Consider the following 4,787-nt stretch of genomic DNA (forward strand, 5'->3'; position numbering starts at 1 on the left):
CGCTACGGCCTGAAAATCAACATCGTGCAGGTCAATGACTACGCCGAATCGGTCAACCAGTTCACCGCTGGCAAGCTGGACGGCGTGACCGTGGCCAGCATGGACGCGCTGACCATCCCGGCCGCCGCCGGCAAGGACAGCAGTGCCATCATCATCGGCGATTATTCCAACGGCAATGACGGCGTGGTTGCCAAGGGCATCAGCAGCATGGCCGCGTTGAAAGCCCGGTCGGTTCACCTCGTGGAATTGTCGGTCTCGCATTATCTGCTGGCGCGCGGGCTCGACAAGGCCGGGATGACGCTGCGCGATATCAAGACGATCAACACCGCCGATGCCGATATCGTCGCGGCCTTTGCCAGCCCCGATGTCGAAGCCGCCGTAACCTGGAATCCGCAGCTTTCGGCCATCACGGCGCAGCCCGGCGCCCGCATGTTGTTCAGCTCGGCCGATGTGCCCGGCGAGATCATCGATCTGCTGGTGGTGGACACCGCCGCGCTGAAGGCCAATCCCGATCTCGGCAAGGCCCTGGCCGGCATCTGGTTTGAAACCCTGGCCCTGATGCAAAAACAGGATGCTGCCGGCAAGGCCGCCCGCGCCGCCATGGCGCAGCTGGCTGGCGCAAGCCCGGCGGTGTTTGATGCCCAGTTGGCCACCACCTTCTTCTATGCCGATCCCAAGGCCGCCGTGGCCGCCGCCGCCAGCCCGGCGCTGGTGACCACCATGACCCGCGTGCGCGATTTCTCCTTCTCACGCGGGCTGTTCAAGGGTGCGGCCAGCGCCGACGCTGTCGGCATCGGTTTCCCGGGCGGCAAGTCGCTCGGCGATCCGGCGCGCATCACGTTGCGCTTTGACAATCGGTTCATGCAAATGGCGGCTGACGGCAGCCTGTGATGGCCGCAGCCCATGTCTTGCAGCGCCCAATAGGGAGCGCGCCGCCTTGCGCTGGATAAGCCGCAAGATGAACCAGCGCGAGCGGGTGCTGCTCGGCGCCGTGCCGATCATCGCGCTGGTGATTGCCTATCTGGTGTTTGCCGCGCTGCGCCATGCTGCCAATCCGGCTGATCGCATCGCGCCGCTGCCGGGCGCCATGGCGTCGGCCATCTGGGCGCTGGCGGCGCAGCCGGATCCGCTGACCGGCAGTTTGCTGTTCTGGGCGGACACGCTGGCCAGCATGCAGCGCCTGCTGCTGGGCATGAGCATCGCTACGGGTTGCGCGCTGGTGGTGGGCTTGGCGCTTGGCGCGCTGCCGCCGGTGCGCGCGGCGCTGGGGCCGCTGGTGGTTGGCGTGGCGGTGATCCCGCCGATTGCGCTGCTGCCGATTCTGTTCATTGCGCTTGGCCTGGGGGAAACGGCCAAGGTGGCGCTGATCGTGATTGGCGTGGCGCCGGTGATGATCCGCGATCTCGCCGGCCAGGTCGCGGGCCTGCCCACCGAGCAGATCGTCAAGGCCGAAACTTTGGGCGCGAGCAGCTGGCAGATGATCCTGCGCATTGCGCTGCCGCAGGCGATGCCGCGGCTGGTGCAGGCGGCGCGGCTGGCGCTGGGCCCGGCCTTCGTGTTTCTGATCACCGCCGAAGCCATCGCGGCCGATATCGGGCTGGGCTACCGCATTTTTCTGGTGCGCCGCTATTTGTCGATGGACGTGATCATTCCCTATGTGGCGTGGATCGCGCTGCTCGCCATTTTGATGGACATGGCGCTGGTCGCCACTGGGCGCCGGCTGTTCCCATGGGCGGACAATCAGGCCGGGGGCACGCCGGCATGACCGCCCTGCTGCAAATGCGCGACGTGTGGGTCGAATATGGTGACCGCGTTGTGCTGGAACGCCTGAACCTGAGCATCGAAGCGGGATCGTTCGTGTCCATCGTCGGGCCATCGGGCGCGGGGAAAAGCAGCCTGCTGCGGCTCGTGCTCGGCCAGGAAGCGCCAACGCGCGGCACGATATTGCTCGATGGCAAGCTGCTGGCGGCACAATGCGGGCCAGACCGCGGGGTGGTGTTTCAGCGTTATTCGGTGTTCCCGCATTTGTCGGCGCTGGGCAATCTGCTGCTGGCCGGCGAATTTGCTGCCAGCCCGCTGCTGGCGCGCCTGTTTGGCGCCGCCCGCCGCCGCGCGCAGGACGATGCGATGGCCATGCTGGCGGCGGTGGGCTTGCAGGACGCAGCCGCGCTCTATCCGGCGCAAATGTCGGGCGGGATGCAGCAGCGCCTGGCCATCGCGCAGGCGCTGATGATGAAGCCGCGCATCCTGCTGCTCGATGAACCCTTTGGCGCGCTCGATCCCGGCATTCGCGCCGACATGCATGTGCTGATCCGGCGGCTGTGGCAGCAGCAGCAATTGACGATCATCATGGTTACCCACGATATCCGCGAAGCCTTCACGCTGGGCACCCGCCTGATCGCGCTGGACAAGCGCCGCCACGATCCGCATGCGCCGCACCGCTACGGCGCGGTAGCCACTTATGATCTGCCGCTGCGGGGCAAGCCGGACGAGCTGGTCTTTGCCGGTGGCGAAGCGCAGGCCCTGTTATGACGGGGGTGTCATGACCGCACCGTCCAACCCGGCGATATCGCTGCTGGCGCGGCTGAGCATCAGTCTGCCCGCCGCGCTCATGCACAAATTGGACGCGATGGTGATCAAACGCCAACTGCCGTCGCGCTCGCAACTGATCTCGGAGTTGATCAGCCACGCGGTCGCCGAACATGAAGCGCTGACCAACCCGGAGGCGATTTTTGCCGGCACGATCACGCTGGTCTACCGCGCCGATCGCGGCCGGGTGCGCCAGCAATTGGCCCAGATCGAAGCAGCCTACCTGAAGGAAGTGATTTCCGTTCAGCACGTGTTTCTGGAAGATGATCAATCGCTTGAGGTGCTGCTCCTCCAGGGCCCGGCGCTGCGGCTGCGCACATTGGCCGATGCCTTGCGCGCGGTGCGCGGTGTGCAACGGCTCGATCTGATCACCACCACGGCGCTGCTGCCGCCGCTGCACGAACAGCATGAAAAGGGGATTGCCGCGCATGGCTGAACAACCTGCATCTTTGGCCAATCCGCTGGCGGCGCGTGACCATGCGCGGGCGCAGGGCGGCACCGTGGTGGAAGCCATGCCGGTCCTGCCGCCAACCGCTGGCGATTTGCCGGCATCCGTGTCCACCGAAGATTTGCTGTGGGAGGAAACCATCGCGGCCGGCGGCTATGGCGCGCGCCGCCTGCCGCGCGGTGCCCGGCTGCGCCTGATCGATCTGCACGGCGACGCGGCCGCCACCATCCAGATCTTCAACGCCGCCATGCCCAGCGAACGGCTGAACGTCGCCGATACGGTCAAGATCCAGTGGAACGCCTATCTGGGCGCTGGCAAGCTGCTGCTGTCCGATATGGGCCGGGTGCTGATGAGCATCACCGAAGACAGCGCCGCCACCCATGACTGTTTCTGCGGCGCGTCGACTCCGGCCAGCAATGCGGCGCGCTACGGCGCGGGCAGCAACAGCGGCGATTTCCCGTCCGCCCGCGACCGGCTGCTGCTCGGCGCGGCCAAGCATGGCCTGGGCCGGCGCGACGTGCACCCGTCGATCACCTTGTTCAAGGGCGCGCGTGTCGGCCCGGACGGCAGCATCACCCCTGACATCGGCCCGTTTGCACCCGGCCGCCAGATTGTGCTGCGCGCCGAGATGGACGTGATCATCGTCATCGCCAATTGCCCGCACGTGCTCGATCCGCGCCCTGACTATAGCGTCACGCCGCTGCGCGCCACCGCCTGGCGTGGGCCGATCACGCCAGAGGGCGATGATATTCGCAACGCCACGCCAGAAGGGCTGCGCGCCTTTTTGAACGTGGAAGATCATTACCGCTGCTAAGGGCGCCTGACATGACAGTTGATCCCCATCTGGACGGCCTGCCCGGCGCTGTGGTGCACGATGAAATCGTGCCGGCGCGGGCGCCCTGGCTGCACGCGGTTGCCGCCGGGCAGACGCTGCGCATTGTCGATCTGGAAGGCAACCAGGCGGTGGATTTCCTGATCTACGCCGCCGCCGACGATGCCGAGCGTTATTCGGCGCAGGACACGGTGGCGGCTCAGGCCAATTTGTTCCTGCGCACCGGCACGCGGCTGCTTTCGAATGAAGGCCGGCCGATGATGACCATCACCGCCAGCGCAATCCCCTATCACGACACCATCGGCGGCGCGTGTTCGTGCGAATCCAATACGCTGCGCTATGGCCACCACACCAAATCCCAGCATGCCTGTGTGGAAAATTTCCTGGAGGCCAATCTGGGCCAGGGCCGTGCCAAGCGTGATATCGTCTCCAACATCAATTTCTTCATGAACGTGCCGGTCGAGCCGGACGGCGCGCTCGGCATTGTCGATGGGCTGTCGGCGCCGGGCCTGACCGTCGATCTGCGCGCGGACATGGATGTGATCGTGGTTGTGTCCAACTGCCCGCAGATCAACAATCCGTGCAACGCCTTCAACCCCACCCCGGTTCGGATGATCATTTGCGCATGAGTTTTGACACTGTCCTGGTCGCCAATCGCGGCGCCATCGCCGTGCGGATCATTCGCACCATCAAGGCGATGGGCCTGCGCTCGGTCGCGGTGTTTTCCGACGCCGATGAAGCCTCCGCGCATGTCGCGGCGGCTGACATTTCGGTGCGCCTGCCCGGGGACCGCCCGGCGGACACCTATCTGGACGGCGCGGCGATCATTGCTGCCGCGCTGGCCACCGGGGCGGGCGCGATCCACCCCGGCTATGGCTTTCTGGCCGAAAATGCCGATTTTGCCGAGGCGTGCGCGGC

7 protein-coding genes are annotated in these 4,787 nt (G+C 66.0%); all 7 read left to right on the forward strand.

Annotated features, from left to right (window positions below; all coding sequences use genetic code 11):
• Positions 1 to 891 (forward strand): putative urea ABC transporter substrate-binding protein (locus ABWP50_RS12400; protein ID WP_353218298.1); only part of this gene is annotated, 891 nt, incomplete at its 5' end.
• Between the two features lie 46 nt (positions 892 to 937).
• On the forward strand, positions 938 to 1,765 hold the full coding sequence (locus ABWP50_RS12405) for an ABC transporter permease (protein ID WP_353218299.1): 828 nt from the start codon (positions 938 to 940) through the stop codon (positions 1,763 to 1,765).
• Positions 1,762 to 2,532: an ATP-binding cassette domain-containing protein gene (locus ABWP50_RS12410; RefSeq protein ID WP_353218300.1), complete on the forward strand. Its 771-nt coding sequence runs from the start codon at positions 1,762 to 1,764 to the stop codon at positions 2,530 to 2,532. Before ABWP50_RS12405 ends, ABWP50_RS12410 begins: the two co-directional genes overlap by 4 nt.
• Before the next feature lie 10 nt (positions 2,533 to 2,542).
• Positions 2,543 to 3,025, forward strand: a complete 483-nt coding sequence (locus ABWP50_RS12415; RefSeq protein ID WP_353218301.1) for a CopG family ribbon-helix-helix protein — start codon at positions 2,543 to 2,545, stop codon at positions 3,023 to 3,025.
• On the forward strand, positions 3,018 to 3,851 hold the full coding sequence (locus tag ABWP50_RS12420; protein ID WP_353218302.1) for an urea amidolyase associated protein UAAP1: 834 nt from the start codon (positions 3,018 to 3,020) through the stop codon (positions 3,849 to 3,851). Before ABWP50_RS12415 ends, ABWP50_RS12420 begins: the two co-directional genes overlap by 8 nt.
• An 11-nt stretch (positions 3,852 to 3,862) precedes the next feature.
• Positions 3,863 to 4,498 (forward strand): urea amidolyase associated protein UAAP2, encoded by a 636-nt coding sequence (locus tag ABWP50_RS12425; RefSeq protein WP_353218303.1) that lies wholly within the window; start codon positions 3,863 to 3,865, stop codon positions 4,496 to 4,498.
• Positions 4,495 to 4,787, forward strand: a 293-nt coding sequence (locus ABWP50_RS12430) for a biotin carboxylase N-terminal domain-containing protein (RefSeq protein WP_353218304.1), incomplete at its 3' end; no start/stop codon positions are given. The genes ABWP50_RS12425 and ABWP50_RS12430, both read left to right, overlap by 4 nt.

It is taken from the genome of Sandarakinorhabdus sp., assembly GCF_040398645.1.
In the GTDB taxonomy this organism is placed as follows: domain Bacteria; phylum Pseudomonadota; class Alphaproteobacteria; order Sphingomonadales; family Sphingomonadaceae; genus Sandarakinorhabdus.